Raw genomic sequence first — 24,792 nt, 5'->3', positions numbered from 1 at the left:
TGCCGCCCTGAACCGTATCGGAGAACGTTGATGAAGACAGCCGCACAGTTGCTCAAACTGAAAGTCGTGCAAAACCAGCAGGTGCACAGCATCGCACCGGACCAGATGGTTCTCGACGCCCTGAAAATGATGGCCGAGAAGAACGTAGGCGCGTTGCCCGTGATCGAAGACGGGCAGGTGGTCGGTGTCATCAGCGAGCGCGACTATGCCCGCAAGGTGGTTCTACAGGGGCGATCTTCGGTCGGTACACCGGTGCGCGAGATCATGAGCGCGCCGGTGGTGACTGCCGACAGTCAGCAGAGCATCGAGCGCTGCATGGCGGTCATGACCGACAGTCATTTGCGCCATCTGCCCGTGGTGGAGAGCGGCGAGCTGATCGGGTTGTTGTCGATCGGCGATCTGGTCAAGGAAGCCATCGTCGAGCAGGCCGATCTGATTCGGCAACTGGAGCACTACATTCGCGGCCACTGAGAACGCTGCGTCGCCGAATCACAAGATCAAAACGCGATAAGGGCATACCACAGGTCGTAAAAACCGGCTCAAATGGAAATAAGCCTAAGTAACCGGTTGGAACAGTCGATAACCCCAAGAGCAAAGCAAGTCAGCCGACCATGCAGATGCCGCCAGGGGAATCATCAAATGTCCATAAAGTTGCGTTTGTTTTTGTTGATCGGCACCAGTTTGCTCACCGCCCTGATCGTGAGCCTGGTCAGCTATCTGGGAAATACCCGGATGGCTGAAGCGGTGAGTGACAACGAGGTCAGCATGACCGCGCTGCGTAACCACCTCGAAGCCGACATGATGCACGATGCGCTGCGCGCGGATGTGTTTTCGGCGATGCTGGTCGGGTTGGGCAAAAGCACCAGCAGCAAAGCCGAGGTGCGCAGCTCCATTGATGAACATGCGGCACGTTTTCGTGAGGTGCTCGGTGACAACCTCAAACTGCCAATCAATGCCACCCTCAAGGCAGCACTGGACAAGATCAAGCCCAGCCTTGATACGTACATCAGTGCCGCCGAACGCATTGTCGCGCTGGCGCTGGAAAATCCGGATACCGCACAGCAGCAACTCGGCACGTTCAATACCGCGTTCAGCCAACTGGAAGACCAGATGGCCGCCCTCAGCGAGCTGATCGAAACCAATACCCAACAGACCAGTGCGGGCACTCAGCAAGCGATCAGCAGCGCTAACTTCACCCTCGGCACCGTCCTCATCGCCAGCTTGTTACTGCTACTCGCCCAGGGACGCTGGGTGATTCTGAGCATCATGGGGCCGTTGCAGATCGCCAGTCGCATTGCCGAGAGCATCGCCCATGGCAACTTGAGCGAACCTATTGTCGAACCCACCCGCACGGACGAGGCCAGCACCTTGATTCGCAGCCTGGCGACCATGCAACGCGACCTGCGCGGCATGATCGAGGTGGTTCGCAGCAACGCCCATGGCGTGAGCGGCATGAGCCAGCAATTGAGCAGCGGCTGCCATCAGGTCGCGGGCAGCAGCCAGCAACAAAGCGTCGCCGCCAGCACCATGGCCGCGGCCGCCAGTGAAATGACCGCGAGCATCGAGGAAATTACCCGGCATGCCGAGCGCGCACTGGACATGGCCAACCAGGCCGAGGAACTGGCCAAGAACGGCGGTCGGGTGATCCATCAGGTGGTCAGCGACATGGACGGTATTGCACGTTCGGCGCAGCAGTCGGCTCAGGTGATCCGCACCTTGGACAAGGAGTCCGAGGGGATTTTCAGCATCATTCAGGTGATCAAGGGCATCGCCGATCAAACCAACCTGCTGGCGCTTAACGCCGCCATCGAGGCCGCCCGCGCCGGTGAACAGGGCCGTGGTTTTGCCGTGGTGGCCGATGAGGTGCGCAGCCTGGCGGGCCGTACCAGCGCCTCCACCCAGGAAATCGCCACCATGGTCGCGCGCATCCAGCAAAGCACCCGTGAGGCGGTCACCAGCATGGAGGCGGGCGTAGCGCAGGTCGACAAAGGCATGGCGGTGACCGCCGACGTCGAACGCGCCATCCGCGAAATCCTCCAGGCCACGCTCAACACCACTGAACTGGTCAATGACATCAGCCGCACAATCGGCGAACAGAGCCTGGCCAGCAACGAAATCGCCCACCAGGTGGAAATGATTGCCGGCATGTCCGAAGGCAATAGCAAGGTCATCAACCAGACAGCCTCGACCACCGATGAGCTGTCTACTTTGGCGGGTCAGCTTTCGCAATCGGTGGATCGGTTTCGTCTTTGAGGCATGGGCTGGCCCTGGATTGAGCGTAAGGTGATGAGGGCGCTTTTTCCTTCCAGGCGTTTCCTTTTTTCCATCCATTCATAAGAGCTAAAAAGACGCCCTTCATTGAGGCATTAAAAGCGGTCGTGAGTCTGCGAAGACCCTCTGTAGGAGCGAGGCTTGCCCGCGAAGAATGCGCCGTCGTTTTTCGGGTATTACGCGTCATCGTTCTTCGCGGGCAAGCCTCGCTCCTACAGATAACCAGCGCGCTTCATCTCGCGTTCGGTGGTTTGCTGGGCCGAGGCCAGGGCCTGCTCCACCGGCATCTGCGCGGTGAGCGCCGCAGACAGCAGCTTGCCGACCGACCTGACGCGCAAGCTGCGGGTCCAGCGCGCCTGCCGGTTGCTGGCGCAAAGCAGTTTCAGCGTCGCAGATATCTGCTTTGAAGTGGAGTATGCCAACTGTCGAACTTCAATCGACACTTGCGCCATGAAATGCAGGAAACGCCCAGCCAGTATCGACAGAGGTTGCAACGGGTGGTGGCGGTTAGTCATTAAAGGGCACAAGATCAAAAGATCGCAGCCTTCGGATGTACGCGATCCATGTAGAAGCTGCCGAAGGCTGCAATCTTTTAAGGCTCCGGCGGTCTTTGGAACATACACCGGCGGCACGACCTGGAATTATTTTCCTCCAGTTCTTGACATGCCTTTCGAACCAGTCCAGAATTGCGTCCATTCCTGCTTAGGGAATACGAAAACCCCTTAGATTTCAAAGGGTTGGATGCTAGATTAGACTCTTGTTTCCAGATACGAGTTTACACGTTTGATGTCGTGCTACTGACGTCAGATGTTTGAGGCCGAATAGCAAAATGGTTATGCAGTGGATTGCAAATCCACCTACGCCGGTTCGATTCCGACTTCGGCCTCCACTTTAAACGAGCTCCGTAGATCCATGATCTACGGAGCTTTTTTATTTTCACAGCCCTGCAAGATTTAGTCTTGAAAAGGGGATTTGCGAACTTGCTTCACCGGGGCGGGATGTATATATTTCCCCCTCTGCTGCATAAGCGTCAGAGCTGCCAATCGTTATTGGTCAGTCTCCAGACTGCTTTACCGCGCTACCGCCCGAATGGCGAAACTGGTAGACGCATGGGACTTAAAATCCCCCGCTCGTAAGGGCGTGCCGGTTCGATTCCGGCTTCGGGCACCATCTAAAAAATCAAGGGTTTGCGGGCGAAAGCTAATGCAAACCCTTGTTTGTTTCTGGTCCGCTATTTGGGAGTTGGTCCGCAACTCACTTGGTTGGCGAAACTTTTTTGCCCTTTCGGTGGCGTTGTACTGCTCGTCATAACAACGGTGGTAGCCCAAGTTGATCCTTGGCTTGCATGATGTCGCCACTTGATTCAGCCTTGTCCGTACCGGTCTTTGCGCGCAAATCGCGCATTTGAAACTCCGGCTTCGACACACCAGCGGCCTCCTTGGCCATATCAAACCCCCTACGCAACATCGCCACCGTCATTGGCGTGCCATCCTCAGACACGATCAGTCGCGTCGAGCGGACCTTATATCCTGACTTTCGGGAGATTCGATCAATCAAAACCTTTAGCTTACCTGTCACCTCAATTCGCCGCTTGGCCTTTGTTTTCCCTTGGAGTACCCAAATCTGCCCATCTCTAACGATCCCGCTCCAGCTTCGCGTACTCCATGATCGTTTCAGCCCGTAGTCGCTGCCGAGCGGAATCTCTCTGCGGTCCTTTCCCCCGTGTCGTAGTAGTAGAAAATCCGGCCGCTGGCTTTCTTGCGCTCTCGCAGCCGGGCTATAGAGCCGGGTTTACTTGGTCATCTTCCCATTTCAGCTTGCCTTGCCTCATTTCGGCTCAGTGAGTGAAATGCCGTCCTTCTCGTTGTCGTAGTACTTCACCAGGTAGGCGTTCACCAACCGCTGGTTAGCACCGGACTGGCAGATGGTCGAGATTGGGGCATCAGCCGGCCGGCTATCCCCTTTGTAGAACCCCCCCGGTGTTCGCCTGTTCGGGCATTGTCTTTTTGCGGGCAAAATAAAACCCGGCTTGGGCCAGGTAGTCGTACCACACCCCTCCGGCTGGGCGGAGCGCAAAAATGCGCCTCCGCCGTTTTCAAGCTGTCTCAGGTAAAGGCGCATTAATGATCAGGGATGGGTCCAGGCTCCGAATCCTCTGCTCAATATGGTAAGCACCGCTCTCGGTGTAACGTAAAAAACAGCGACCGCAAATAGAGCATTCGGAAATTTTACATAGGTTGTAGGGGAAGTAGAGTGGTGCAATCGGAGCATCTAATGACCAGTAATGGGTATCCTTGGGATGATATTCGCTGAGCGTCAACACTTCCTCGACGTCATACATTAGCGTGCCAATGTCGAGTAACAGCGTTTCTGGCAGGGAAATCGGAGGGCTTTCCCATCCTGTTAGTGTTTTTTTAGTGCAAATGCAAACACGACTTACAGAATGGGAGCGTTCCGCTAACTCATACAGCTCAGAATGACTAAAATATTTATGGATATTCAAAATTAACCTTTTATGGTAGCGACCAAAAATAAGTCATCGGCTATTCCTTAATCAACGACGGTGTTTTTGAAGAGCCAAATGTGCTCCAGGCCGTGCAGAGCAGTGCAGTCAGGGTCATGGCTATTAAGATGCTCCATCCCGGCAAATAACTGTGTGTCACGTCCTTCAACAAGCCCAGTGCGGGAGGCATTATGACAATGGCAACTTGATTAATCGCCATGGCTAAACCTAGTGCGAAACCAGTCTTGTCCGAGGGGGCGGAATCAGCAACGTAGGCTACCCACGGGCCATACCACCCAAACCCGAAGAACCCGAGCCAGCTGACTAATATGCTCAACATCCAAAAAGAGCGCATAGGAGACCAAACGAGGACAATTAGGCCGAGAATAACGGCGAGCATACAGACCAATACGGGGAAGTATCGACCAGATTTACAACGATCACTCCAAGCCGCTAAAATAATACGACCCGCTACGCCCGCTCCTTGAGCAATCAAAAGTAATGTGGCAGCGGCAGTGATGCTCAAATCGAGTAGATCATAAAGATACAGTGCCGTGAATATCAAAATCCCATATTGGACTGAAATAAGGCTAACGCCCGAGAACATAATGTTCTTCATCGCCGGGTCACTTAGCATGGACATTCTTGAGGCCAGAATAGTTTTGAGTTTCTTTTTATCGGATTTTACCGATGGGGGCTTATTGGGATTGGCTGAGCGATAAAAACTCAAGAAAGTGATAGCGCCAAACAATGCGACCAGTCCGCCCGCTAAAAACGAGTACTGCCATCCCCAGCGGGTGGCAATATAAGGGAGTACCGCCGCTGAGAGCGCACCCCCCAAGGGCAAGCCCGCCTGGCGGATACCCATTGCAAAACCTAACTGGCTTTTTGGGAACCAGCTAGAAACAGATTTGCTGCCACCCGGTTGCGCAGTGCTGTAGCCAGCACCGACCACGATCAAAAACATAAGCAATGATAGGTAGCTGTTAGCAAGTGTTGAGGCACAAAGTGCAACCGCAACGATGAGCGTACCGATACCCACGACCATGCGTTCTTCAAATCGGTCTAATAATTCTCCAGCAACTAGCAAGCCGAGGATAGGAACTAGTTGCGCAGCTGAAACCAATAGTCCTATTTGCATCGTGGACAGGTTCCAATCCTGCTGGACGAAGATTGCAATAGCACCGATACCTTGTACAAAGAAACAGGCACTCGCTTGGGCCACCGTTGCGATCAAAAGAATAACCCAGCGATAACCCGAGTTCTGGCGCAAACTGCTTACATCAGTCATTGAAAAGCTCCATCATTTTCTGATACGCCCAGCGGCCTTTGGCGTTGTATTGTGAGATGCTCGTCCCTGACAATATCGAGCCCCATACGATTAATTATTGTTTCTGGGTTAAGCTCAGGCGTCACACCATTATAGCTGATTTCTTCAAGTACATACTCCATGAGTTGTTGGTTGTCACTCATGTGCACCTGTCCTTTCTCGTCTACCCCATAGGGTGTATCTTCCATGCCTACACGGAGAATATCAACGCCACTTCCAGGTTGGCAGGCATATGTAGCAAGCCGCCTTAAAGCACACATTTCGGTTCCTTTGCGTGGGCCAACATCCACCATTTTGTAGTGCAAGTGGGCTTGCTGGGGGATAATGGCGGCACCGACAGTGATGGTTATCTTGCGTTTTTTATAATCTGGATTGGAAATGTCGAACTCCAAACTTTTGGCTACTTCGATGATGTTGCAAAACTCCTCGTAGGATGACGGAAACGGAAGGCGACTGGAAAATCCAAATAATAAGATTATATTTAGCTGGCCGGAGCTGCCCAGCTGTAGAGAGGGGTGTTCAACGGCAAAGCGTGTCATGCCATAGCTTCGGGCAAGTTGAACCCATTCGACTTCATGAAACAGTCCTAGTTGTCGGCGAGCTGAAATCGCACTCCGGTAGACTTGAAACTGTATTGAAGGTGAAGTGCTCCCGTAGTCGGCACCTTTACTCGTGGAGTTTGTTTCCATGGTGGCCTGTACAACACGTGCAGAGGGTACATATTTTTGTATGTCTTCGAAAAAAGCAGAGCTGTGCATATATTCAAAGTCGAGTTTTTGTATTTTCTTTTCTAGCTCGCATATGATCTGCAGTTCTATCGCGGCCTGAATGGTGACAAAATGAGCCCCGCCGAAATGTAGAGGTAAAGCACATTGGCTAACCCGTTCCCATTCACCAAACGTCTTAATGTTTTCTTGAACTTCTTTACCATTGCGACTAGCCCCGAAACTCAGAAGGACATCTTTGCAGGAGCTTTGTATATTTCGACTCACTGCTTGATAGATGTCATTGTCAGTTGTTTGCTCCTGCGTTATCGGGTTGCGAGCATGATAATGATAGTAGCGGCACCCCAGGTTATAAAGTTCGATCGCTTCTTTAACGATGGCGTCCTGGTCTCCCTTGATAGTAGCGCCTGTACAAATAGAATCGAGAAGTTGATCCCCTGTTAGATGGTGGTTGCGAGGCGTGAATTTTGCGCCTGTTGATGCGCACCCCAAGATAAGTGTCTTCTGTGGGTTATTCATATTTACTTCCCTGTTATATAATTAAATACCCTTTAGCCGTATGTGCGCGATGCGCAGGCAGATGCCTTTTTTCTGCATCCGGTGTTGGCTGGGCGTTGACGTTTTATCAGTTTGAAAATCCCGTGCGTTGCGGATTTAGCATGGATTTTTGACAAAGCTTCATGCTAGAGCGTTTTTTTGACTTTCAGACCCTTGGTTGCGCATGTCATGATATGACCATCAAAAAATTGCGAGATCAGCAAGATGACGGATTTTCGAACCTTAAAGGATTTTATTGTGCTGGCTCGCGTTCGAAGTTTTTCCCAGGCTTCGATACATTGCAATGTTACAACCTCCGGCTTGAGCCGCAGGATCACCGCTTTGGAAGAGTGGTTGGGTGTTTCGGTGTTTGACCGAACACGTCACCAGCTAGAGCTTACCGATGCAGGTGTGGAGTTCCATGTTGCTGCTGTCGAAATCGTAGAGCTGTTAGAAAAAACAAGAAATTCGGTTATCCGCACTCAAGAGAAAAACAGGCGGCAAATTTCTATTGTAGCGCCGCATATCATGTCGAGAGCGTTTTTCCCAGCTTGGTTGCCGAGGGTAAGCAGGCAATCAGAAGGAACTCGTTTCTCTATAGACTTCGCAAACCTCCCTGAATGCTTCAAGCACCTAACAAACCGCTCGGTGGATTTTGTTGTCGCTTTTGCAGATAACAATAACGGCATCATTGAACACCTTAAGAAAACCGTATCACTGGGCGAGCTTGAATGTTTGAAGATAGGCCGCGAGTGGCTAGTTCCTGTAAGTGCGCCCAATTTGCTTGGGCAACCTTTGAATAGCGTTAGTTCGCCTAAAGGTGAGATTTCATACCTTCATTACCGTCAGGATTGTTCATTGAGTTGGGCGCTTGAAAAAATGCTAAAGGGCAATCCAAATCTGTCAGCACTCCGTAAAATCCACGATTGTTCTCTGGCCGACGGTCTTCGTTCTATGGCGATAACCGGGCTAGGTGTTGCATGGCTTCCTTTGGAGATCGTTCGGAACGATTTAGAAAGGAAGGACCTGGTTCGTGCAGGCAACACAGAGTCTGATATAGCATTGGAAATTAGTATCTATCGTCGTAAAGAAAAGCTAGGCGCGAATGCTGAGATCTTATGGGATAATCTTAGTAGTATGGCGAATGACTCCAGCTTTGCTCTAGCGGATCCCGTGATTCCGTTCGCTACTTTAAGTTAGCTACTTCTTATAATACTAATAAAACACGGGTAGTAGGGTATCAAAGGCCTGCATGAGGTTTCTCATGCAGGCCTTTGTCGTTTCAGAAAACAGCTATTTCTCCGTCCATTTTCCCCCACCGGTTTCGCAATCGATCTTGACCTGTGGCAGATTCTCGATGCTGTAGTAATACGTGATGACCTGGGCATTGTCGGGGATGTTCAGGGGATTGCTGTTCTTGTCCTTGCTGATGGACTGAGGGTTGGCCAGCGCCTCTGGAGTCAATGTGCCCAGGCAGGTAGCCCGATAGCGATCACCGCACTGTTCGACTTTTTTCTTGGTGCTGGTCAGCATCTCCTTGCTCTCGTTACTGCAGGACCAATCGATGGCGTCCACTGGCATGCCTTCGTATTCATAGCAGCTGTGTGTTTCGATCACGGGAACTGAAGGGCTTTGAGATCGGGTTTTGACGTCGCACCCTTGAGCCATCACCAGTGTGGGGCACAGGCTGACGATCAAAAGTAGAAGCAATCTACTGTTCATCGGTGTTTTCCTCTCCTATAGCGCCCGTGGGGGTCAGGGAGTCAGCTACACGAATGGCTGGCCGGTAAAACCACGGGGCAGTCTTTGCAAGCCGGGCATTTCGATCAGCCGCTGGGTCCAGGCTGCGCGCCAGTCATTGGCGGTGTGGGTGGCTTTGGCCTTGCGTGCGGCCCGACGTGCAGCGTTGCGTTCGGCTTTGCGCGCTTCTTTGAACGCATCGGTGTTGCGGCAGCTTCTGCATTTCACGCGGGTCAGTATGCTGCTGGAAGTCAGGTTGCTGCCTTTGTGTCCGCAGGCCAGGTGCCCGCCGATTTTGAAGTGAGTGACCATGGGGTATCTCCTTCGTGATGTGTAATCGTTCGACAGGCGGGCGAGGGCGTTCGTTCGTTATATAGCAGGCAAAAAAAGGCCCGCATGCGGGCGGGCCAGGGGATTTCTTGAAAGGAGTGGATGCACTGTAGGGGATGAGTTGTGAAGGCCGTGTGAAATGGGAAAAGGCACAAACAAAAAAATCCCGGCAAATTTGGCCGGGTGGGTGTGTAGCGCATGACAGGCAGGCAGGTATAAGCCTGGTGACGATTGTCACCGTTCAGGTGCCCTGAATGGGGCTTTGTGCCTGGCTCAAGTACTTGGGTCGACTCATCTGAACCGAGGCAGTGGCGGCTCGACAGGTTTGAGTGAAGACAGCGCGTTGCGAATCTGCGGCGTGTCTTTCTCGATGTCATTCAGACGATCGCGAATCCTGAGGGCTGTCGGATGCCCCCCTTGATTATCAACCCAATCGGCGATTTCCTTGCATGCAGCGGCAAGGCGCGCCTGACGGGAGTCAAGCAGGGTAAGCAGGGTGGTGATGGACTCTTTCTCGGACATGACATACACCTCCGTTCAAAGAAATCGGGCAAAGGGCAACAAAAAGCCCGCGAGGAGCGAGCTTTCTGCCGATGGGTCGCTGATCCTTCAGCTCCTTTGAGTATAGACCCGGAAATAAAACAGGTCAGCTTCAGGCCTGTCGGGACTTCGGCGAGCTGACCGCGTTAAGCCGCCGACATTCGCGCGCGGCGTCCTCTTCGAGATCGAAGCCGTCACCGATGAAGCCGCGAGTGCGGGTATCGGCGATGCGATACCAGACGGCAGCATCGGGTGGTGGGTGATCGGGTTCTCCGGCCCGGCGACCATGAATGATGATCTTGTTGCAGCGTGTCACAACGAAAATGTCTTCCATGGCGTCACCGAAGCTAATCGTATTCAGATCAAGCATAGAAGCCCTTTGCAATCATGCAAAAAACAGACAGGTCAGTTCGTCGGTTTAGTTCGCCTCGAAGAGGTCTGACGGTGTTTCGGCCGTCTCGATAAGCTTCTCCAGAAGTACCGCCAGCGCGACTTCTTCGGCCCTGAGCCTTTTACGCCCCCTCGATCGCGGCAGTTCGGATAATGCGCCCTGCATGAAACCATCTACGACCGCCGGATGAATGTAGCACTTGCGGCAAACCGCCGGTGTGTTGCCCAGCTGCCGGGCGACGTTCTTGACCATCTCCACCACATGCCGCTTCGCGTCGGCTTCCGATTCCCACTGCAACTCGCGCAACACCGCCAATGCCAGGGCACTACCGGCCCAGGTGCGGTAGTCCTTGGCGGTGAAATCGGCGCCGGTCAGCGTCTGCAAGTAGGCGTTGACGTCGGAGGAACTGATGGTGTGCCGCTCGCCGTTTTCGTCCAGATACTGAAAGAGGTTTTGCCCGGGGATTTCCAGACAACGCTTGATGATCCGCGCCAGGCGCCGGTCTTTGACGGTGATCTGGTGCTCGATGCCGCTCTTGCCGCGGAACTGGAACAGGATCGCGCTGCCGTTGACCTCGACGTGACGGCTGCGCAGGGTCGTCAGGCCATAGGAGCGATTGTCCCGGGCGTATTGCGTGTTGCCGACCCGAATCAGCGTCGCATCGAGCAAGGTAATCACCGTGGCCATGACCTTGTCGCGGCTGAAGCCGGGCGCGGCCAGCAGTGCTTCCAGTTGCTTGCGCAGTTTCGGCAGGGCCTGGCCGAAGTCCCGCAAGCGCGAGTATTTGTCGGCATCGCGCACTTCTCGCCAGCGCGGATGATAACGGTATTGCTTGCGGCCACGAGCGTCGCGGCCGGTGGCTTGCAGATGGCCGCGCGGGTCGGTGCAAATCCACACGTCGGTGTAGGCGGGTGGCACCGCGAGCGCATTGATGCGTTTGATTTCATCCGGATCGGTAATGCGCTGACCCGCCGGGTCGAAGTAGCAAAATTTGCCGCGCAGGCGCTTGCGGGTAATGCCGGGCTGGCTGTCATCGACGTAATGCAGGTCGGGCGGCAGAACATCGGGCAACGCGGTATCTGGCATGGCGGGCAATCCTGGGCGACGAATCATGGGGCGTTAAGCCATTGACCGCGCGCTATCGTCGGGGTGCCGACAGATTCATGCCAGCACCGCCACCGCTTTAATCTGCGCCCAGAGCTGTTGCCCGGGGTGCACGCCCAATTGATCCCGGGAATAGCGGGTGATCCGCGCCAACAGCGGTGTACCGGCCGCGTTGAGGCGGATCAGTACGTGAGCGGCGTTATCGGCGCCGATTTCACTGATCACCGTGACCGGCAGGCGATTGAGGATGCTGCTTTGCTCGACGCCTTGCAGGCTCAGACTGACATCTCGGGCCTGGACCTTGCAGCGCAGCGCTTGGCCCTCGACCATCGGCGAATGGGCGACCCGAATGCTTAGCTCCGTGTTGGGTAGCTGCAGCGTCAACAACTGATAGTCGGCGTCATAGGCGCTGACGTGTCCTTCGATCACCACGCCGGCGTCGTCGCCCAGCGCCAGCGGCAGATCGAGGCGGGCCAGGGTTTCGCCGATAGCGCCACTGGCCAAAGCCTTGCCGTTGCTGAGCAGGACGAGGTGGTCGGCGAGCCGCGCGACTTCATCCTGAGAATGACTGACGTAAAGCACGGGGATGTCCAGTTCGTCATGCAGCCGTTGCAGGTACGGCAGGATTTCGTTTTTACGCTGGGTATCGAGCGCCGCCAGCGGTTCGTCCATCAGCAATAGCTTCGGGCTGGTGAGCAGGGCGCGAGCGATGCCGATCCGCTGGCGCTCGCCGCCAGAAAGGTTCTGCGGATCGCGGTCCAGCAAATGGCCGATCCCCAGTAACTCAGTGGCATGGGCCATGTCGACCCGGCGCTGTTGGCGAGGGATGCGTTTGAGGCCGAACTCCAGATTGGCCCGCACCGATAAATGAGGGAACAGGCTGGCTTCCTGGAAGACGTAACCCAAGGCGCGTTTATGCGGCGGGACGAAAATCCCCTTGTCGCTGTCTTGCCAGACTTCGTCGTTGACTTGAATAAAACCCTGCTCGGCCCGCTCCAGACCGGCGATGCAGCGCAGGCAGGTGGTTTTGCCCGAGCCGGAGTGGCCGTAAAGCGCCGTCACTCCGCGGCCGGGCAGTTGCAGGTCCACATTCAGGGAGAAGCCCGAATAATTCAGTTTCAAGCGCGAATGAATCATCGATCAGCTCCAGACCGCTTTGGTTTTACGGCTGGAGTAGAGCGCCAGCAATACCACAAACGAGAACACCAGCATCGCCCCGGCCAGCCAATGAGCCTGGGCGTATTCCATGGCTTCGACGTGATCGTAGATCTGCACCGAGACCACGCGGGTTTTGTCGGGAATGTTGCCGCCGATCATCAGCACCACGCCGAACTCGCCGACGGTGTGGGCGAAACCGAGAATGGCCGCGGTGATGAAACCGGGGCGAGCCAACGGCACAATCACGCTGAAAAACGTGTCCCAGGGATTGGCGCGCAAGGTGGCAGCCACTTCCAGTGGGCGAGTGCCGATGGCGGAAAAAGCATTCTGCAGCGGTTGGACCACGAACGGCATCGAGTACAGCACCGAGCCAATCACCAGCCCCGCAAAACTGAAGGTCAGGGTGCCAAGCCCCAGCGATTGGGTGAACTGACCGATCCACCCGTTAGGGCCGAGCGCCAGCAACAAATAAAAGCCGATCACCGTGGGCGGCAGCACCAAGGGCAGGGCGACGATCGCCCCGATCGGGCCGCGCAACCAGGACTGGGTGCGCGACAGCCATAACGCAATCGGAGTGCCGATGACCAACAGGATCATAGTCGTCAGGGACGCCAGTTTCAGGGTCAACCAGATGGCGGAATAATCGGCACTCGATAGCGTCATTTAGAGTTGGTAACCGTAGGATTTGATGACAGCGGCGGCTTTCGGACCTTTGAGGTATTCGACCAGCGCCTTGGCGGCCGGGTTGTCCTTGCCTTTATTGAGGATCACCGCGTCTTGTTTGATCGGGTCATGCAGATCGGCCGGGACGATCCAGGCTGAACCGCTGGTGACTTTGCCGTCTTTGTAGATCTGCGACAAGGCCACAAAGCCGAGTTCGGCATTGCCGGTGGAGACGAATTGGTAGGCTTGAGTGATGTTCTGGCCTTCGACGATCTTGTCTTTTACCTTTTCGGTAAGGCCCTGTTTGGCCAGCACCTGAGTAGCGGCCAGGCCATACGGGGCGGCTTTCGGGTTGGCGATGGACAGATGCTGATACTGATTGTCGCTCAGCACTTTGCCCTTGGCGTCGACGTAACCGTCCTTGGCCGACCACAGCGCCAGGGTGCCGATGGCGTAGGTGAAGCGCGAGCCTTTGACGGTGTCGCCTTCGGTTTCGAGTTTTTTCGGGGTGGTGTCGTCTGCCGAGAGGAACACTTCGAACGGCGCGCCGTTCTTGATCTGGGTATAGAACTGGCCGGTTGCACCAAAGGAGGTGACCAGTTTGTGCCCGGTGTCTTTCTCGAAATCGGCCGCGATGGCCTGGATCGGTGCGGTGAAGTTGGCGGCGACGGCGATCTGGACTTCATCCGCCTGGGCGGACCCGAAAGCAAATACGGTGAACAGGCACGCGGGGGCAAAGCGTGAGGCACGAATGGTCATGGAACGGCTCCGTGGTAGGCGAGATGAAACGCTATATAGCGGAATATATAGCGAATTGCCTGTAAACGGAACTTGCCGAGTGCAGAATGCAAGGGGGATGGACCTAGTGCTGGTCAGGATAGGTGCGGAACCTGTGGGAGCGAGCCTGCTCGCGATGACGGCGGCACAGCCAACATTGATGTCGCCTGACACACCGCCTTCGCGAGCAGGCTCGCTCCCACATGGATTGCGCTTATGCGCTTGACTGGAGTTGGGGCAAGCTCCCTCGCCACAAGGTTTAGCGATGAGTCAATTTCGCCAACGCCTCATCCGCCAACCGCCGGGTCAGTTCTGCCGAGGTCAATTCAACGCCCAATGTAAACGCCTGACCCGCCCAAAGGGTGCTGAAATCTGCTTCCCCCTTGGCTCGCAACGGCATCAACGCACCGCCCGCCAACGGGAAGGCCGGCGCTTTGGCGCTCATCGGCCCCAGCTCACGCATCACCCGATTGAGAATCCCGCGCGCCGGGCGCCCCGTGAAAATGTTGGTGACCGCCGTCTCGCTTTCCTTGGCCGTGCGCAACGCCTTGTGGTGAGACGCGCTGACCTTGGCCTCCGGCGTGAACAAATAAGCCGTACCCACCTGGACCGCCGAAGCGCCCAAAAGAAAAGCCGCCGCGACGCCACGCGCATCTCCAATCCCGCCCGCCGCAATCACCGGTACTTTCACCGCATCGACGATCTGTGGCACCAGGGCAAAGGTCCCCACTTGGCTGCTCAGGTCATCACTGAGGAACATTCCCCGGTGGCCGCCAGCCTCGTAACCCATGGCGATGATCGCGTCGCAACCGTGCTGCTCCAGCCAGATGGCTTCTTCGACCGTAGTCGCCGAAGAGAGAATTTTCGCCCCGGTGGCTTTTACCCGATCCAGCAGCGACTTTTCCGGCAGGCCGAAGTGAAAACTCACCACTTCAGGGCGAAACTCTTCGAGCACTTCGCAGGCCGCAATATCGAACGGTGCGCGATTGGACACCGGTGTCGGTGCGTCGAAATCGACCCCCAATTCCCGGTAATACGGTTCCAGCAAGTTCTTCCAGTCCCGGGCGCGTTGCTCATCGGGCGGCGGAGGTTGATGGCAGAAAAAATTGACGTTGAATGGGCGCTGGGTATGTTGGCGAATCGTTTTCAGCTCCTCGCGCAATTGCTCGATGCTCAGCATCGCGGCGGGCATCGAGCCCAGGCCGCCAGCGTTGCTCACCGCAATCACCATGGCCGACGTCGTCGCGCCAGCCAAGGGGCCCTGGATGATCGGCAGTTCGATCCCGAGCAGGTCAAGAATGCGGGTGTCTGGCCATTGACTCATGTGCAGTGTTCTCCGACGTCGGTAGAAGCGAATTTGTATCAGTAATGACTGACCCAAGGCCAGTCGAGTTTGAGGATTGGCTTAAAGTCGGCTACGGCGATGTGTTTTCATGTGTTATTTCAACAGCACGACAACTGAGCGATTCCATCGGGAGGCAGTGATGTTCAAAGGCATTTTGATCGACAAGGACGACAACGGTTACCAGGCCACCTTGCAAGATATCAATGACGATCAATTGCCTGAAGGCGATGTGACGGTGCGTGTGGCGTACAGCACGTTGAACTTCAAGGATGGCCTGGCGATCACTGGCAGCAGTCCGGTGGTGCGCGAATTCCCGATGGTGCCGGGGATCGATCTGGCGGGCACTGTCGAAGTCAGCGGTCATCCAGACTACAAGGTCGGTGATCAAGTCCTGCTCAATGGCTGGGGGGCGGGCGAAGGACACTGGGGCGGATTGGCGCAGAAAGCTCGCCTGAATGGCGACTGGCTGATCCCGTTGCCCAAAGCGTTCACCGCCGCGCAAGCAATGGCCATCGGCACGGCCGGTTACACGGCGATGCTGAGCATCCTGGCGCTGGAGCATAACGGCGTGAATCCCGAGCAGGGCGAAGTGCTGGTGACGGGCGCCAACGGTGGCGTCGGCAGTTTCGCCATCGCGCTGCTGAGCAAACTCGGCTATCGCGTGGTGGCATCCACCGGCCGCACCGCCGAGCACGACTACCTAAAGCAATTGGGTGCCATTGAAATCATTGATCGCGCCACGTTGTCCGAACGGGGCAAACCGTTGGCCAAGGAACGTTGGGCGGCGGTGATTGATTCGGTCGGCAGCCACACGCTGGCCAACGCTTGCGCAAGCACTCGGGCCAACGGCACCGTCGCTGCCTGCGGTCTGGCCCAAGGCATGGACTTCCCGGCCTCCGTCGCGCCGTTCATTTTGCGCGGCGTGACCCTGGCCGGCATTAACAGCGTGACCCAGCCCAAAGCCAAGCGGATACTGGCCTGGAATCGCCTGGCCAAGGATCTGGACTTCGCTTTGCTGCCGCTGATCAGCCATGAAATCGGCTTGAGCGAAGCCGTCGACGCGGCGCATCGCCTGCTCGCCGGCCAATTGCGCGGTCGGGTGGTGGTCGACGTCAATCGTTGATCGTCCTGGCGCCAATCAAACAGACAAACTGTAGACATAAGGAAATAGCGACAATGGATGTAAAGCTGCGTGAAGTGCTGCCCTTTAGTGTCTCGGGGTTGCAGGTGCGAACCCTCAATGCCGCAGAACAGCAGCCAGATACCGCGCGTATCGGCCCGATGTGGGAACAATTTTTCGTTGAGGCTGTTTTCGACAAAATCGCCCACAAACAGCCAGATTCCTTTATGTACGGCGTCTATTCCAACTACGAGTCCGATGCTTCGGGCCACTTCGATGTAACCGCGGGTGCAGCGGTCACCGCGCTCTGCGAGGACTTTGCGCAAATTCAAATTGAGGGCGGTGATTACCTGGTGTTCAGCGCCAAAGGGCCGATGCCCGACAGCGTCATCCAGACGTGGGGCCTGATCTGGGCTTACTTCGAGGATAACCCGCAGGTTCGCCGCAAGTTCGTCACGGACTTCGAGGTCTACACCGGCCCGGAGACCGTGGCGGTCTATATCGGCATTCAGGACTCAGCCGCGTTTTCGCGTTCCAGCAACTGACGCTTGCGCTCCACGCCCCAGCGATAGCCCGACAGGTTGCCGTCGCTGCGCACCACGCGATGGCAAGGAATTGCCACCGCCAGGCTGTTCGCACCGCAGGCCTGGGCTACGGCGCGCACGGCTTTCGGTGAGCCGATGCGCTGAGCGATATCGGCATAACTGGCGGTGCTGCCGACGGGAATCTCCCGCAATGCTTGCCACACCCGCTCCTGAAACGCCGTGCCGCGTACGTCCAGCGGCAAGTCCAGGCCAAGTGCCGGGGCTTCGATAAAACCCACCACTTTGGCGATCAACTGCTCGAACTCATGATCGGCGCCAATCAGGTTGGCGCGGCGAAACTTGTCCTGCAGATCACACACCAATTGATGCGGATCGTCCCCCAACAGAATCGCGCAGACGCCGCGTTCACTTTGCGCCACCAGAATCGCCCCGAGAGAACACTGGCCGACGGCAAAACGAATGTCGTTGTTCTGTCCGGCCGCACGATAATCGCCTGGCTTCATGCCCAGCACTTGATCCGCGGCCTCATAGAAACGGCTGTTGGAGTTGAATCCGGCGTCATACAGCGCGTCGGTGACCGTGCCACCGTCGGCCAAGCGTTCGCGAACTTTGCGCGAACGGTGGGCTGTGGCGTAGCCCTTGGGCGTCAGGCCGGTGATGGCCTTGAACACGCGATGGAAGTGGAAACTGCTCAGGCCGGCCGCGTCCGCCAGTTCATTCAACGCCGGCAAGGTCTCGGCGGATTCGATGTGGCGGCATGCGGCGGCCACGGTGGTGGCATGCTGTGCGGCAACGTCGCTTTGATCTTTCGCGGCCCGTTTGCTGGGGCGATAACCCGCCTCCTGGGCTTGCTGGGCGGTGTCGAAGAATTCGACATTCTTCGGCCTTGGCAAGCGCGCCAGGCTGCTGGGGCGGCAGTAGATGCCGGTGGTTTTTACTGCATACACAAACTGCCCGTCGGCGCGGGGATCACGCGCGACCACGGCGGCCCAGCGAGGATCGTTTTCGGTGGCGTTTTTTGTCGATTGAGTTGTCATGGCTTCATGTCCGTTGACCCGTTTCATGCAGATTAACCAGCCGGCAGAGACGCCACACTCCGGGTCTTGCGGTCGAATTCAACGGATTCATCCCGCGGTACGAAAGGTGAAGTTGATCCGTTGTTCGCCCAACTGAGGGTGATAACCCTGCTTGATCGGCAGTACGCCGTGATAACGCAAACGGTCCACGCCGCCCCAGACCACGATATCGCCGTGCAACAGCGGCACGCGTTGGCTTTTGGCGCTGCGTTCGAATCCACCAAACAGAAACGTCGCCGGCAACCCCAAGGACACCGACACAATGGGCGCCGCGTAGGAACCTTCGTCTTTGTCCTGATGCAACGACATCCTGGCACCGGGAATATAGCGGTTGATCAGGCAGGAATCCGGTACGAAATCCAAAAACCCTGCCTCACGCGCCGCCGCTTGCGCCAGCTCGAAAAACACCTCGGGCATCTCGGGCCAGGGCAGGTCGGTCTGCGGATCGTCGCGGGTGTACCTGTAGCCGCTGGGGTCAGTCGTCCAGCCCCATGTGCCGCAACTGCTCAAGGCCACCGACATGGTAAAGCCACCGGGCGTGACCATTTTCCGAAAGGGCGCCGCTGCCAGAACTGCCTCCAGTGCCGGCAGCAACCGGTCGAGCCAGGGCAGGGCGAAGCCTTTAAACACGTAGGATTGTTCGCCGATCTGCTCGCGCTTGGGCTGCTGCTCAGGTTCGGCATCGGCAAACAGATCGAAGGTGATCGGGCTCATGGGTTCATAGCGCATCGTGAAAGATGATTCCAAGAGTATGCCGTTTTCCACTGTGCAGGCGACTCACCCCGTGACGCATGGTCACTCGGTAATAGCCGCGAACACCTTTTACCGGGCGCTGATTCACGGCAAAAATCAACGCGTCGCCTTTCTTCAGACCGATGACTTGCGGGCGCGACTGCATCCGTGGGCGTTGTTCGGTCAGCACAAACTCACCGCCGGTGAAGTCTTCTCCCGGCTCTGACAGGAGAATCGCCACTTGCAGCGGGAAGACGTGTTCGCCGTACAGGTCCTGATGCAAACAGTTGTAGTCCTGCGGGCCGTATTGCAGCAACAAAGGTGTCGGGCGTTCCTGACCGGCGGCGTGACAGCGTTGCAGAAACGTTTCGTGCGATTCGGGGAAACGGGTCGGCAGGCCCATCCATTCGTACCAGCGATTGGCGATTGGAACCAGTCGAGGGTAGAGCGAGCTTCGCAACAGGGCCACCGGATCCGGCAGCGGATACTTGAAGTATTTGTACTCACCCCGGCCAAAACCGTGGCGAGCCATCACCACTTTAGAGCGAAAGGGTTCGGGCTGATCGTACAGGGCGCTTATTTCATAGCAGGTCTGATGGCTTAAAAACGACCGGATTAGCACGCAGCCATCCTGATCGAGTTGCTGCGCAAGCCTGGCCCAGTCGAGAGCGTCGTTGTGAATCGGGTCGGTAAACAAGGGTTCTGACTCCTTGACCAAAAGGTCGAGGCGGCCAGTTTAGTGAGCGTTGCGGGAGTGGACACTCCGGCGCTTGCGGTCGAATTCGAAAGGGGAGCAGACGTCCATGTTGTCGCTCCAGATCGCATTACAGCGCTTTGCTCACGCTGATCTCGCTGATGACATCTTCAGTCTGGCCATGAATGACGTCGAGTGCAGCCTTGGCTTCTTCTTCCGTGCCGTTCTCCAGCTGGGCGAATTCAAAGCGGCGTTCGCCGTTGAGTTTGTATTTGATGACGTACTTGGTCGTCTGGGCCACGGTCATACCTGCCTGTTTTCGTGTGGGCTCAGCTCAGTTTCGAGCTGGAGCGACGGATGATCTTGATCGAGTGCGTCAGGCTCGGCTTGCGGGTCACGCTGATCGGCCGGCGGGTGACCATGTCGATGGTGATGTTCCAGAAGCCGGTGCTCGGCGCAGTGATGCGGGCCGGGAAGGTGTCGAATGCGCCGCCGTGGTAAGTATGACGGCCGCCATTCTTGAAGCTGCGGAAATTGGCGTCGTTCATCAAGCGGATGTTGCACATTTGGGAGCACTGGATGACGACGATGTCGTCTTCGTTGAGGTGCTCGCGCTGGTGGATAAATTTCATGAGGCGCCTCCAGAAGGGCTTTTTCTACAAAATCAAAACGATAGCATGGGCGATTGACGCAGTTTATCAGCCCGAACAGGTTATTATCCGGCTCTCGAGGTGCGCTTTGACAATTAAAAACAGTTGTACGGAATTCTATGAGCGATAAAAGCAGTGAGCCTCGGAGAAAACCAGCATTTGAGCTGTCGGAAGGTCTTTATCGGAGGTTTTGTATGAAGTGGGGAGTTCTGGTCGGGCCCTTGGCATTGGCAGTGGGTGGATGTGCGAGTGTTTCGGACATCAATGAGACACTGCCCACCATGAGCGTGATCTCAGGCAAGAATCCCCATGAGTACGCGAAATGCCTGGTCGAAAAGCTTGCTGATAGCCGTGGAGCCCTGCAAGTCGAGCCGCACAAGGAAGGCGTGCGGGTTATCGTGCCGCAGAAGTTCTCCTCCGGGCCGGCAGCGGTGTTTGACATCGAAGACCGCTCCGGCGGCAGCAGCATCAAGCTGCATGAACGCATCTCCAATGTGCCTTTGCGCCCATGGGATGTGCGCAATGCCGCCACCGCGTGCATATCCGGCTGATAAACTACCCCCAGTCAGCATCGATGCCGTCAAAGTCGCGCTTTGACGGCATTGTCATTTCTGGAGTTTGAGCATGAAGCGAGAGCAGGTGCGGGAGTGCCATGCAGAGGGTCATATCTCTGCCACCCACGTGATTCAGAACCCGGCGAATCCGGGGGAGTGGATCGTGTTTTTCAAGAAAAGCGCCGGGCGCAGTTTTTTCCTGGTGAATGATAACGATGAGGTCGAATCCTTCAGTCGCCTCGACGATTTGATCGAGACCGTGCGCGGGCTCGGGATCAAATTCGCCGAAATTCACATGTAGCTACTTGCAGACCACGACCACGCTACGATTTTTGTAGTTGCCGACGTCGACGCCCAGGGTCTTGTCGCTTTCCTGGGGCGACGGTGTGCCGTCGGTGCCGACAATCCGATAGCCGGTGCCGGCGCAAGAGGCATCGGCTTTTTCGTAGCAGGTGGCCCAGGAATTGGCCTCGCCGGAGCAATCGATGGTCAGCCCCTGTTCACCATTGTCCAGGTAGGTTTTTTCAGCCGAGGCACAGCCCGCCAAGGCAAGAACTGCAAACAGCGCCAGTATCGTTTTCATGGAATCAGTCATCGGGAAGGGAAGGGCTGGCGCGAGGTTATAGCGAATGGCCATTTCGGTACAGATAAACCCATCACCGAGGCCCCCGTTCAATGCTCGAACGGCATTTACCGGGGCCGGTCCTGGTCATTTCTTGCGGCGGGGGGTCCGAGCTGGCGCTGCTTCACGGGGTGCGGCCGGGGCAGAGCGGTCGTCCTGGAACACCGCAGCCACTTCCACCGCCATCGCCTTGCTGGGCAATGGGCCGGCGACCTGTTCGTCGTGGTAATTGACTATCCACCACTGACCGTTCTTGTCCTGGCTGACCGAATAACCGTTTGCGTTTTGTGCTGCCGACATATAACTGCCTCTTGGCGGGATCAAGGGGGCCATGATACGTCAAATGCACGCAAACGGCGCTCATGGGCGTAGAGTGGGACCGCTCGATCCGTCGAACCGGAAGGCGATTGAACTATTCGCCGGTTTATTTCTCTATGATGGCATCGGTTAGCCAGCGCAGGGCATTGTAAGGTGCCCGCCGCCTGATTAGACTGCGCCGAAACTCGAACACACAGCCCTTTCAAGGACTTATATGATCAAGAAATGCTTGTTCCCAGCAGCCGGTTACGGTACTCGCTTCCTGCCAGCGACTAAAGCCATGCCCAAAGAAATGCTGCCGGTGGTAAACAAGCCACTGATCCAGTACGGCGTCGAAGAAGCACTGGACGCCGGGTTGACCGAAATCTCCATCGTCACCGGTCGCGGCAAACGCGCTCTGGAAGACCACTTTGACATCAGCTACGAGCTGGAAAACCAGATCAAGGGCACCGACAAGGAAAAATACCTGGTCGGCATCCGCAAGCTGCTCGACGAGTGCTCGTTCTCTTACACTCGCCAGACCGAAATGAAAGGCCTGGGCCACGCGATTCTGACTGGCCGTCCGCTGATCGGCGACGAACCTTTCGCCGTGGTACTGGCGGACGACTTGTGCGTCAACCTGGAAGGCGACGGCGTACTGACCCAGATGGTCAAGCTGTACAAGCAGTTCCGCTGCTCGATCGTTGCTATCCAGGAAGTCGATCCGCAAGAAACTCACAAGTACGGCGTGATTGCCGGTGAGATGATCCGCGATGACATCTACCGCGTTCACAGCATGGTTGAAAAACCAAAGCCTGAAGATGCGCCGTCGAACCTGGCGATCATCGGCCGTTACATCCTGACTCCGGACATCTTCGACCTGATCGAACAAACCGAGCCAGGCAAGGGCGGCGAAATCCAGATCACCGACGCCCTGATGAAGCAAGCGCAAAACGGCTGCGTCATGGCCTACAAGTTCAAAGGCAAGCGTTTCGACTGCGGTGGCGCCGAAGGCTACATCGACGCGACCAACTTCTGCTTCGAGAACTTCTACAAGACTGGCAAGGCTTACTGATAGCGCCTGAGCTGCTTGTATTGAAAAGCTACCTTCAGACGGTGTGAAAACACACGGGTGAAGGCCCAAGCAAACGCCCCGACTTGTTCGGGGCGTTTGCTTTTGTGGGGGCGAGAGGAAAAAAGGCGTTTTCGCCGATCAACACTTAAATTCTGTCGAGTCGGTGAGACTGATCGTACAGCTCAGGATTACGACGAATTCAGAAGCGACCTACAAGGCGTTTCAAATACATTGGGCAGTCGCTTGAACTCTGGAGCCGTCGATTGTCAGCACGTTTTTTCATTGCTGAACTGATTAAATCCTCGCCAAGGAAGCGCGTAGGAAACGTTTCATGGGTGCATTGAAAAATGTCCCGTGAATTTTTTGTGTGCAGTAAGGAGTTTTACCCATGGCATTCATAAGTGAGGCGACACACCGCGCAGCGAGATCAAAACGTTGGTTAGGCCTAAGCGTGCTGATGCTGCCGGTGTTGCTGGTGACAGTTGACAATACGGTGCTTGGATTCGCGCTACCAAAAATTGCCGAGGCCCTACGTCCGAGCGCTAGCCAACAGTTGTGGATGATCGATGCTTATTCGCTGGTCTTGGCGGGATTGCTGGTGTCGATGGGTAGTCTGGGAGATCGAATCGGTCATCGTAAGTTGTTGCTGGCCGGGTCCTTGGGTTTTGCCATTGTGTCGGTACTAACCGCGTATTCCGATACCGCCACGCAACTGATTGCCGGGCGAGCTTGTATGGGCGTTTTCGGTGCGATGCTGATGCCCTCAACGTTGGCGTTGATACGTTCGGTGTTCGAGGATCGAGAAGAACGCAGATTAGCAGTCGCGATCTGGGCTACGACGTTGACGGTCGGCTCTGCACTCGGTCCTTTGGTGGGCGGGGTATTGCTGGAGTTTTTCAGTTGGGGGTCGATTTTCCTGTTGGCGGTGCCCGTGTTGGTGCCACTGCTGGTATTGGGGCCATTGTTGTTGCCCGAATCCGAGCGAGATGCTTCGGGACCGTTAGATCCGATAAGCATCCTGCAATCGATGGTAGCCCTTGGTGCCATTGTTTATGGCATTAAACACAGCGCCAGTAATGGTATCGACTGGATGGTGCTGACAACATTTGCAGTAGGCGCAGTTGCAGGCGGGATGTTTGTGCGTCGACAGTTACGACTGCCCGTGCCGCTGATGGACCTGAGTCTGTTCCGCAGTGGCACTTTTAGCGGCTCTGTCGCGATCAATTTGATGAGTCTCTCGTTTCTCGTCGGCTTCGTATTCTTTGCCACTCAGTTCCTGCAGATCGTTCTTCAGATGTCGCCCTTGAGTGCTAGCTTCGCGTTGGTCCCAGGTCAAATCATGGCAATTGTAGTGGGGATGGCGGTCGTGCCTGTTGCGCAGCGATTACCGGTGCATGTGCTGATACCGATTTTGATGGCGTTTGCTGGGGCTGCGTTTTTGCTGGTCGCCAGCATGGGCAGTAGCCTGACCGTTCTAGTGGTGGCTTTTGCCTTGCTGAACATTGGCGTAGGCGCGATCGCGACGGTGTCCAATGATGTGATTTTGTCAGCCGCACCACCGGCAAAGGCGGGCGCTGCGTCGGCCATTAGCGAAACGGCCTATGAAGTGGGCGTAGTTTTGGGGACGACAGTGCTTGGCGGTCTCGTCACCGCCTACTATCGCAGTGCATTGCAGCTTCCGGGGTTTCTGAGCGAAGTGCAGATGATGCTGGCGAGTGAGACGCTATCTGGCGCCCATCATGTGGCGGCAGACTTGTCGGGTGATCAAGCAAGAGAATTGATGACGCAGGCGGGTAGGGCATTCGAAGGTGGAATCGGTTTGGTTTCGTGGGTGACGTTCGGCCTGGCACTCATGGCGATTTTGATTGCTTGGCGCACTCTGAGGACACCGAAAACGCAATCTGCAAAGGGCCATTGATCGAAAGCGGAGGTTGGGCCGCGCATCGCACGGCCCGAGCATTTCAGCGCAAAGCTTGATCAACGGCCGCCCGCAGGTATGCTGGTGACCTGCCA

General features: G+C 56.2%; 28 protein-coding genes, 2 tRNA genes and 3 pseudogenes. 13 read left to right on the top strand and 20 right to left on the bottom strand.

From position 1 onward, the window contains the following. The first annotated feature begins 30 nt into the window (after positions 1-30). From ACYZT2_RS15615 to ACYZT2_RS15605, 3 genes and pseudogenes are all read left to right on the top strand, one after another. Complete coding sequence (locus tag ACYZT2_RS15615) at positions 31-471, top strand: CBS domain-containing protein (RefSeq protein ID WP_461965333.1); 441 nt, start codon at positions 31-33, stop codon at positions 469-471. Positions 472-543: 72 nt separating this feature from the next. After that, positions 544-1,347: pseudogene (locus ACYZT2_RS15610) on the top strand (MCP four helix bundle domain-containing protein); the annotation flags it as partial. Positions 1,348-1,389: 42 nt separating this feature from the next. Beyond that, positions 1,390-2,253 (top strand): methyl-accepting chemotaxis protein, encoded by an 864-nt coding sequence (locus tag ACYZT2_RS15605; RefSeq protein WP_461973126.1) that lies wholly within the window; start codon positions 1,390-1,392, stop codon positions 2,251-2,253. Positions 2,254-2,483: 230 nt separating this feature from the next. Here ACYZT2_RS15605 and ACYZT2_RS15600 read toward each other — a convergent pair. Next, a pseudogene (locus ACYZT2_RS15600) lies at positions 2,484-2,594 on the bottom strand (hypothetical protein); the annotation flags it as partial. A 1-nt stretch (position 2,595) separates the two neighbouring features. On the opposite strand from ACYZT2_RS15600, the pseudogene ACYZT2_RS15595 reads away from it, so the two are divergent. The 3 genes and pseudogenes from ACYZT2_RS15595 to ACYZT2_RS15585 form a co-directional block, all read left to right on the top strand. Then, positions 2,596-2,789, top strand: a pseudogene (locus tag ACYZT2_RS15595) (helix-turn-helix domain-containing protein); the annotation flags it as partial. A gap of 297 nt (positions 2,790-3,086) precedes the next feature. Further along, a tRNA-Cys gene (locus ACYZT2_RS15590) sits at positions 3,087-3,160 on the top strand. A gap of 194 nt (positions 3,161-3,354) precedes the next feature. Continuing rightward, positions 3,355-3,441: transfer RNA gene (locus tag ACYZT2_RS15585), tRNA-Leu, on the top strand. Between the two features lie 135 nt (positions 3,442-3,576). Here ACYZT2_RS15585 and ACYZT2_RS15580 read toward each other — a convergent pair. The 3 genes from ACYZT2_RS15580 to ACYZT2_RS15570 form a co-directional block, all read right to left on the bottom strand. After that, positions 3,577-3,894, bottom strand: a complete 318-nt coding sequence (locus tag ACYZT2_RS15580; RefSeq protein WP_461973124.1) for a site-specific integrase — start codon at positions 3,892-3,894, stop codon at positions 3,577-3,579. A gap of 920 nt (positions 3,895-4,814) precedes the next feature. Next, the gene (locus tag ACYZT2_RS15575; RefSeq protein ID WP_461965331.1) at positions 4,815-6,065 is read right to left on the bottom strand and encodes an MFS transporter; all 1,251 of its coding nucleotides are present in this window, start codon (positions 6,063-6,065) and stop codon (positions 4,815-4,817) included. Further along, entirely contained in the window at positions 6,062-7,348 is a 1,287-nt protein-coding gene (locus ACYZT2_RS15570) for a 3-keto-5-aminohexanoate cleavage protein (RefSeq protein WP_461965329.1), read from the bottom strand. The genes ACYZT2_RS15575 and ACYZT2_RS15570 overlap by 4 nt, the downstream gene beginning before the upstream one ends. 243 nt (positions 7,349-7,591) lie before the next feature. Between ACYZT2_RS15570 and ACYZT2_RS15565 the strand changes: the two genes are divergently transcribed. Beyond that, positions 7,592-8,566, top strand: a complete 975-nt coding sequence (locus tag ACYZT2_RS15565; protein ID WP_461965327.1) for a LysR family transcriptional regulator — start codon at positions 7,592-7,594, stop codon at positions 8,564-8,566. Between the two features lie 93 nt (positions 8,567-8,659). On the opposite strand, the gene ACYZT2_RS15560 is transcribed toward ACYZT2_RS15565, so the two are convergent. The 9 genes from ACYZT2_RS15560 to ACYZT2_RS15520 all read right to left on the bottom strand — a co-directional run bounded on the left by ACYZT2_RS15560 (position 8,660) and on the right by ACYZT2_RS15520 (position 15,393). Beyond that, positions 8,660-9,088 carry a hypothetical protein gene (locus ACYZT2_RS15560; protein ID WP_461965325.1) on the bottom strand — a complete coding sequence of 143 codons (429 nt, stop codon included), beginning with the start codon at positions 9,086-9,088 and terminating at the stop codon, positions 8,660-8,662. A gap of 45 nt (positions 9,089-9,133) precedes the next feature. Continuing rightward, a complete protein-coding gene (locus ACYZT2_RS15555; RefSeq protein WP_095053683.1) occupies positions 9,134-9,418 on the bottom strand; it encodes a hypothetical protein in 285 nt (94 codons plus the stop codon). A 309-nt stretch (positions 9,419-9,727) separates the two neighbouring features. Next, complete coding sequence (locus tag ACYZT2_RS15550) at positions 9,728-9,958, bottom strand: hypothetical protein (RefSeq protein WP_461965323.1); 231 nt, start codon at positions 9,956-9,958, stop codon at positions 9,728-9,730. Positions 9,959-10,088: 130 nt separating this feature from the next. Continuing rightward, the gene (locus tag ACYZT2_RS15545) at positions 10,089-10,346 is read right to left on the bottom strand and encodes a hypothetical protein (RefSeq protein ID WP_461965321.1); all 258 of its coding nucleotides are present in this window, start codon (positions 10,344-10,346) and stop codon (positions 10,089-10,091) included. Between the two features lie 48 nt (positions 10,347-10,394). Then, positions 10,395-11,453: a DNA topoisomerase IB gene (locus tag ACYZT2_RS15540; protein WP_461965319.1), complete on the bottom strand. Its 1,059-nt coding sequence runs from the start codon at positions 11,451-11,453 to the stop codon at positions 10,395-10,397. A 75-nt stretch (positions 11,454-11,528) separates the two neighbouring features. Further along, positions 11,529-12,608 carry a molybdenum ABC transporter ATP-binding protein gene (modC, locus tag ACYZT2_RS15535; RefSeq protein ID WP_461965317.1) on the bottom strand — a complete coding sequence of 360 codons (1,080 nt, stop codon included), beginning with the start codon at positions 12,606-12,608 and terminating at the stop codon, positions 11,529-11,531. A gap of 3 nt (positions 12,609-12,611) precedes the next feature. Continuing rightward, complete coding sequence (modB, locus tag ACYZT2_RS15530; RefSeq protein ID WP_461965315.1) at positions 12,612-13,292, bottom strand: molybdate ABC transporter permease subunit; 681 nt, start codon at positions 13,290-13,292, stop codon at positions 12,612-12,614. Then, the gene (modA, locus tag ACYZT2_RS15525; RefSeq protein WP_461965313.1) at positions 13,293-14,051 is read right to left on the bottom strand and encodes a molybdate ABC transporter substrate-binding protein; all 759 of its coding nucleotides are present in this window, start codon (positions 14,049-14,051) and stop codon (positions 13,293-13,295) included. Positions 14,052-14,328: 277 nt separating this feature from the next. Next, the gene (locus ACYZT2_RS15520; RefSeq protein WP_461965311.1) at positions 14,329-15,393 is read right to left on the bottom strand and encodes an NAD(P)H-dependent flavin oxidoreductase; all 1,065 of its coding nucleotides are present in this window, start codon (positions 15,391-15,393) and stop codon (positions 14,329-14,331) included. 160 nt (positions 15,394-15,553) lie between these two features. Here ACYZT2_RS15520 and acuI point away from each other — a divergent pair, with 160 nt between their 5' ends. Both acuI and ACYZT2_RS15510 read left to right on the top strand, forming a co-directional pair. After that, complete coding sequence (acuI, locus tag ACYZT2_RS15515; RefSeq protein ID WP_461965309.1) at positions 15,554-16,537, top strand: acrylyl-CoA reductase (NADPH); 984 nt, start codon at positions 15,554-15,556, stop codon at positions 16,535-16,537. A 53-nt stretch (positions 16,538-16,590) separates the two neighbouring features. Next, positions 16,591-17,079: a GyrI-like domain-containing protein gene (locus ACYZT2_RS15510; RefSeq protein ID WP_461965307.1), complete on the top strand. Its 489-nt coding sequence runs from the start codon at positions 16,591-16,593 to the stop codon at positions 17,077-17,079. Here ACYZT2_RS15510 and ada read toward each other — a convergent pair. The 5 genes from ada to ACYZT2_RS15485 form a co-directional block, all read right to left on the bottom strand. Beyond that, positions 17,043-18,116 (bottom strand): bifunctional DNA-binding transcriptional regulator/O6-methylguanine-DNA methyltransferase Ada, encoded by a 1,074-nt coding sequence (gene ada, locus ACYZT2_RS15505; protein WP_461965305.1) that lies wholly within the window; start codon positions 18,114-18,116, stop codon positions 17,043-17,045. The two genes, ACYZT2_RS15510 and ada, sit on opposite strands and share 37 nt — an antisense overlap. Positions 18,117-18,203: 87 nt before the next feature. Further along, positions 18,204-18,884 carry a DNA oxidative demethylase AlkB gene (alkB, locus tag ACYZT2_RS15500; protein ID WP_461965303.1) on the bottom strand — a complete coding sequence of 227 codons (681 nt, stop codon included), beginning with the start codon at positions 18,882-18,884 and terminating at the stop codon, positions 18,204-18,206. After that, complete coding sequence (locus tag ACYZT2_RS15495) at positions 18,874-19,584, bottom strand: 2OG-Fe(II) oxygenase (RefSeq protein WP_461965301.1); 711 nt, start codon at positions 19,582-19,584, stop codon at positions 18,874-18,876. Before ACYZT2_RS15495 ends, alkB begins: the two co-directional genes overlap by 11 nt. A gap of 127 nt (positions 19,585-19,711) precedes the next feature. Then, complete coding sequence (locus ACYZT2_RS15490) at positions 19,712-19,882, bottom strand: hypothetical protein (RefSeq protein ID WP_162232616.1); 171 nt, start codon at positions 19,880-19,882, stop codon at positions 19,712-19,714. Between the two features lie 28 nt (positions 19,883-19,910). Beyond that, positions 19,911-20,213 carry a DUF1883 domain-containing protein gene (locus ACYZT2_RS15485; protein WP_038983189.1) on the bottom strand — a complete coding sequence of 101 codons (303 nt, stop codon included), beginning with the start codon at positions 20,211-20,213 and terminating at the stop codon, positions 19,911-19,913. A gap of 212 nt (positions 20,214-20,425) precedes the next feature. On the opposite strand from ACYZT2_RS15485, the gene ACYZT2_RS15480 reads away from it, so the two are divergent. Together ACYZT2_RS15480 and ACYZT2_RS15475 are read left to right on the top strand one after the other, a co-directional pair. Beyond that, on the top strand, positions 20,426-20,782 hold the full coding sequence (locus ACYZT2_RS15480; protein ID WP_461965299.1) for a hypothetical protein: 357 nt from the start codon (positions 20,426-20,428) through the stop codon (positions 20,780-20,782). Positions 20,783-20,855: 73 nt separating this feature from the next. Further along, the gene (locus ACYZT2_RS15475; protein WP_461965297.1) at positions 20,856-21,086 is read left to right on the top strand and encodes a hypothetical protein; all 231 of its coding nucleotides are present in this window, start codon (positions 20,856-20,858) and stop codon (positions 21,084-21,086) included. Here the strand turns inward: ACYZT2_RS15475 and ACYZT2_RS15470 are convergent, their stop codons facing one another. Together ACYZT2_RS15470 and ACYZT2_RS15465 are read right to left on the bottom strand one after the other, a co-directional pair. Then, positions 21,087-21,368: a hypothetical protein gene (locus ACYZT2_RS15470; protein WP_095053888.1), complete on the bottom strand. Its 282-nt coding sequence runs from the start codon at positions 21,366-21,368 to the stop codon at positions 21,087-21,089. Between the two features lie 126 nt (positions 21,369-21,494). Next, positions 21,495-21,707: a hypothetical protein gene (locus ACYZT2_RS15465; RefSeq protein WP_461965294.1), complete on the bottom strand. Its 213-nt coding sequence runs from the start codon at positions 21,705-21,707 to the stop codon at positions 21,495-21,497. A gap of 232 nt (positions 21,708-21,939) precedes the next feature. On the opposite strand from ACYZT2_RS15465, the gene galU reads away from it, so the two are divergent. Both galU and ACYZT2_RS15455 read left to right on the top strand, forming a co-directional pair. Beyond that, positions 21,940-22,779 carry a UTP--glucose-1-phosphate uridylyltransferase GalU gene (gene galU, locus ACYZT2_RS15460; protein ID WP_007900040.1) on the top strand — a complete coding sequence of 280 codons (840 nt, stop codon included), beginning with the start codon at positions 21,940-21,942 and terminating at the stop codon, positions 22,777-22,779. A gap of 388 nt (positions 22,780-23,167) precedes the next feature. Continuing rightward, positions 23,168-24,697, top strand: coding sequence for an MFS transporter (locus ACYZT2_RS15455; protein WP_461965291.1), 1,530 nt, complete (start codon positions 23,168-23,170; stop codon positions 24,695-24,697). Positions 24,698-24,792: the final 95 nt, after the last annotated feature.

The organism is Pseudomonas sp. MDT1-85, from assembly GCF_054898065.1.
The sequence above is the reverse complement of the archived record's forward strand: the minus strand, read 5'-3'. Positions and strand labels throughout refer to the sequence as shown.

Excerpts from the sequence above, each read along its gene's own strand:
- modC (WP_461965317.1), bottom strand. The coding sequence starts at position 12,608 with ATGATTCATTCGCGCTTGAAACTGAATTATTCGGGCTTCTCCCTGAAT.
- ACYZT2_RS15615 (WP_461965333.1), top strand. The coding sequence starts at position 31 with ATGAAGACAGCCGCACAGTTGCTCAAACTGAAAGTCGTGCAAAACCAG.
- ACYZT2_RS15555 (WP_095053683.1), bottom strand. The coding sequence starts at position 9,418 with ATGGTCACTCACTTCAAAATCGGCGGGCACCTGGCCTGCGGACACAAA.
- ada (WP_461965305.1), bottom strand. The coding sequence starts at position 18,116 with ATGACAACTCAATCGACAAAAAACGCCACCGAAAACGATCCTCGCTGG.
- ACYZT2_RS15480 (WP_461965299.1), top strand. The coding sequence starts at position 20,426 with ATGAAGTGGGGAGTTCTGGTCGGGCCCTTGGCATTGGCAGTGGGTGGA.
- ACYZT2_RS15570 (WP_461965329.1), bottom strand. The coding sequence starts at position 7,348 with ATGAATAACCCACAGAAGACACTTATCTTGGGGTGCGCATCAACAGGC.
- ACYZT2_RS15510 (WP_461965307.1), top strand. The coding sequence starts at position 16,591 with ATGGATGTAAAGCTGCGTGAAGTGCTGCCCTTTAGTGTCTCGGGGTTG.
- galU (WP_007900040.1), top strand. The coding sequence starts at position 21,940 with ATGATCAAGAAATGCTTGTTCCCAGCAGCCGGTTACGGTACTCGCTTC.
- ACYZT2_RS15455 (WP_461965291.1), top strand. The coding sequence starts at position 23,168 with ATGGCATTCATAAGTGAGGCGACACACCGCGCAGCGAGATCAAAACGT.
- ACYZT2_RS15605 (WP_461973126.1), top strand. The coding sequence starts at position 1,390 with ATGCAACGCGACCTGCGCGGCATGATCGAGGTGGTTCGCAGCAACGCC.
- modB (WP_461965315.1), bottom strand. The coding sequence starts at position 13,292 with ATGACGCTATCGAGTGCCGATTATTCCGCCATCTGGTTGACCCTGAAA.
- ACYZT2_RS15565 (WP_461965327.1), top strand. The coding sequence starts at position 7,592 with ATGACGGATTTTCGAACCTTAAAGGATTTTATTGTGCTGGCTCGCGTT.
- acuI (WP_461965309.1), top strand. The coding sequence starts at position 15,554 with ATGTTCAAAGGCATTTTGATCGACAAGGACGACAACGGTTACCAGGCC.
- modA (WP_461965313.1), bottom strand. The coding sequence starts at position 14,051 with ATGACCATTCGTGCCTCACGCTTTGCCCCCGCGTGCCTGTTCACCGTA.
- ACYZT2_RS15545 (WP_461965321.1), bottom strand. The coding sequence starts at position 10,346 with ATGCTTGATCTGAATACGATTAGCTTCGGTGACGCCATGGAAGACATT.
- ACYZT2_RS15560 (WP_461965325.1), bottom strand. The coding sequence starts at position 9,088 with ATGAACAGTAGATTGCTTCTACTTTTGATCGTCAGCCTGTGCCCCACA.
- alkB (WP_461965303.1), bottom strand. The coding sequence starts at position 18,884 with ATGCGCTATGAACCCATGAGCCCGATCACCTTCGATCTGTTTGCCGAT.
- ACYZT2_RS15470 (WP_095053888.1), bottom strand. The coding sequence starts at position 21,368 with ATGAAAACGATACTGGCGCTGTTTGCAGTTCTTGCCTTGGCGGGCTGT.
- ACYZT2_RS15485 (WP_038983189.1), bottom strand. The coding sequence starts at position 20,213 with ATGAAATTTATCCACCAGCGCGAGCACCTCAACGAAGACGACATCGTC.
- ACYZT2_RS15465 (WP_461965294.1), bottom strand. The coding sequence starts at position 21,707 with ATGTCGGCAGCACAAAACGCAAACGGTTATTCGGTCAGCCAGGACAAG.
- ACYZT2_RS15540 (WP_461965319.1), bottom strand. The coding sequence starts at position 11,453 with ATGCCAGATACCGCGTTGCCCGATGTTCTGCCGCCCGACCTGCATTAC.
- ACYZT2_RS15475 (WP_461965297.1), top strand. The coding sequence starts at position 20,856 with ATGAAGCGAGAGCAGGTGCGGGAGTGCCATGCAGAGGGTCATATCTCT.
- ACYZT2_RS15550 (WP_461965323.1), bottom strand. The coding sequence starts at position 9,958 with ATGTCCGAGAAAGAGTCCATCACCACCCTGCTTACCCTGCTTGACTCC.
- ACYZT2_RS15575 (WP_461965331.1), bottom strand. The coding sequence starts at position 6,065 with ATGACTGATGTAAGCAGTTTGCGCCAGAACTCGGGTTATCGCTGGGTT.
- ACYZT2_RS15520 (WP_461965311.1), bottom strand. The coding sequence starts at position 15,393 with ATGAGTCAATGGCCAGACACCCGCATTCTTGACCTGCTCGGGATCGAA.